The following is a 1683-nucleotide window of genomic DNA, read 5'->3' on the forward strand; positions in this document are numbered from 1 at the left end:
GCTAATGTACGCATTACTGTCACACGTAGAATCTGGAATATTTCTGTAAATCCTTTAACTGATGGCTTCTGCGTCTTTTCCAGAAAAATGAGAAATTACTGGCTTTTTTTCTAAAAAAGTATCTTAAACTGTACCAGTTTCCAGATTATTTATCATGTCATTGGGAGAGTAATAAAGTCTCTATCCTTGTGGTGATGTGTTCACCCCTTTACTCCTCTCCTGCAGTCATAAGTCGTGATAAATGAAATTCATCATCCCTTCAGCATACGATCTAGAGTCCTCAAGAGTCCATAAGTCTAACTCATGTGCAGGTAGGTTCAGGGTTGTTCTATAGTCATGTAGAGATGTCGCTACGGCAGCCTCAATATGGCCATTAACTCTTAGAGCTTCAATACAATCATTAATTTAGCTTCTAGCAGGTCACTGAGGCGATAGGTGCCATAGGTGGCGCGTAAATCATGGAAGCGATGGGCAAATAATGGTTCTACCTGTTTGATTTTTTTCCTGAATTCAACCCACCGCGCTTCAGTGGACTTCCCTGTAGCAGGGTTGCCTTGCTGGCTAACAAAGAGTGGTTCGTGACGTTCACAGCGTTCCAATATTTCAATAGTCTTCCGGGCCAAGGGAGGGGCGCCGCTATCTAACTGCTCAATTTTTTCGTTGAGCTTGGCGACACGCTTCAGGCGGCGCTCTGAAGTTCGATATTCATTCAATGACTGAAGCAAATCCGATGAAATCTCGACAACCCGATTTTTTAGGAACTTGGTTTGAACCCCTGTGGAGCGGGGGCATAACAGAATTTCCAGGCGATGCTCGCTCTCGGCAAGCGGGGTTGCGGTATCTAGCGCATCTAGTGTTAGGGTTGCCACTTCTTCAACGCGCATTCCTGTATCAACCGCAAGCAAAACTTGTAAGCGTAACTCTTCAGATGTGTGCAAGAGGTGTTGAGTCAAAATGCTCAGGGCATCAAGGCTTAATGGGGATAGTGGCCTGATGTTTTTACTGTCCGCATCTCTTGGTACTTTTATGCGTAAATCACTGGTCTCAACAATAAAAGTTGGGGATATATGGGCAAGCATCCCATTGTTCTGAACAGTGACAAACTCCATTTTGAACGGTGCTTCCTTCTCATTCTTTACGAACAGGTAACCATCATGCATCAGCCATTTATAGTAATTGACGATTTGGTTCATACGAACACAGGCTGTGCTATGTGCAAGTTCGCCTTGCTTTATTTGCTTGAGCAGGTAGGAGCGGAACAGGTAGGTCGGCTTGAGCCGTTTAACAGGTGGAAATTTATCCCACTGTAACCCCTTGTCCTCAAGAAACTGATAGTAGGCACGCAGGGCCTGTGCGCAGGGAGATAAGTCTTCTGCCTTCTTTACGGCCTTGAGGTAAAACAGGTAACTGTTGGCTTCGTGATTGAATATGCCATCTTGCGAAAAGAGTGTTGGCAGCGAACCGATATTGTCATTGGAGGGTTGGCAATGGAATGTACCATCATCCAGTTTTTGTTGCTCAGTCTCTTTGAAAACATCGCTGGAGTGCACAAGGTATGTCATAAATTATCCTGAAAAATATCACTGTCCATGTATATAGAATGGACAGTGATTGATTATTTTCCAGATTTTTTAACGTGTGTGAGATGATTTTCCTACACTAACCCCTCATAGTAACGCATAC

General features: G+C 44.0%; 1 protein-coding gene. It reads right to left on the reverse strand.

Going from position 1 to position 1683, the window contains the following annotated elements; genetic code table 11:
• Positions 1–380: 380 nt before the first annotated feature.
• Entirely contained in the window at positions 381–1562 is a 1182-nt protein-coding gene (locus ACGF5R_RS23900; RefSeq protein ID WP_387693112.1) for a tyrosine-type recombinase/integrase, read from the reverse strand.
• Between the last annotated feature and the right edge of the window lie 121 nt (positions 1563–1683).

The organism is Photorhabdus sp. RM71S (assembly GCF_042879355.1).
Classification (GTDB): Bacteria; Pseudomonadota; Gammaproteobacteria; order Enterobacterales; family Enterobacteriaceae; genus Photorhabdus; species Photorhabdus kayaii.

Bases quoted from the DNA above. Each gene is read 5' to 3' on its own strand.
- ACGF5R_RS23900 (WP_387693112.1), bottom strand. From the start codon at position 1,562: ATGACATACCTTGTGCACTCCAGCGATGTTTTCAAAGAGACTGAGCAA.